Raw genomic sequence first — 1,074 nt, 5'->3', positions numbered from 1 at the left:
GCTTAACTAGCCAGTCTCAGATTAAGAGAACTGGTTAGAAGTGTTCTTAGCACCGCCTGCCTTAAGAGCACGCTCACCAGCAAAGTATTCTTTGTGGTCGTCACCGATGTCAGAACCTGACATGTTTTGGTGCTTAACACATGCGATGCCTTGACGGATCTCTTTACGCTGAACGCCAGCAACGTAACCCAACATACCCATATCACCAAAGTAGTTCTGAGCCAAGTTATCAACAGACAATGCAGTCGTGTGATAAGTTGGTAGAGTAATCAAGTGGTGGAATACGTTCGCTTCACGAGCAGTATCCGCTTGGAATGTACGAGTACGTTCGTCAGCAACTGCAGACAACTCAGACTCATCGTATTCAGCAGACATCAGGTTGTTACGATCGTATGCAGATACGTCTTTACCTTCTTCTACCCATGTATCATAAGTTTGCTGACGGAAGTTCAAGGTCCAGTTGAAAGATGGAGAGTTGTTATAAACAAGCTTCGCATCTGGGTGTACTTTACGTACGTCGTCCATCATGCCTTTGATCTCGTGTACAGTTGGTACTGCAGTTTCGATCCAAAGCAAGTCAGCACCAGCATTAAGCGCACCGATACAATCGAATACACAACGCTCATGACCAGTACCTGAACGGAACTGGTATAGGCCAGAAGGAAGACGTTTAGGACGAACAAGCTTGCCGTCACGGCTGATTAGCACATCACCAGGAGCTGTTTCTTCTGGAGTAACTTCTTCAACATCTAGGTAAGAGTTGTAGATATCACCAGAATCGCCCGGCTCGTTAACTACTGCGATTTCTTTAGTAAGACCAGCACCTTCAGAGTCAGTACGTGCAACGATGATACCGTTGTCAATACCTAGCTCAAGGAAAGCGTGACGCAATGCACGGATCTTAGCGTGGAAGTCAGCGTGAGGAACAGTTACTTTACCATCCTGGTGACCACATTGCTTTTCATCAGCAACTTGGTTTTCGATCTGTAGTGCACAAGCACCCGCTTCGATCATCTGCTTAGCCATTAGGTAAGTCGCTTCAGCGTTACCAAAACCAGCATCGATATCAGCAAT

1 protein-coding gene is annotated in these 1,074 nt (G+C 46.3%); it reads right to left on the bottom strand.

Annotation, left to right across the window (positions count from 1 at the left end; genetic code table 11):
* Nucleotides 1–21: 21 nt before the first annotated feature.
* The coding region (locus tag A3729_RS29585; RefSeq protein ID WP_068634563.1) for an isocitrate lyase at nt 22–1,074 on the bottom strand (1,053 nt) is incomplete at its 5' end.

This window comes from Oleiphilus sp. HI0043, assembly GCF_001634935.1.
Note: the sequence above shows the minus strand (reverse complement) of the source record. Positions and strands in the feature narration are given on the sequence as shown.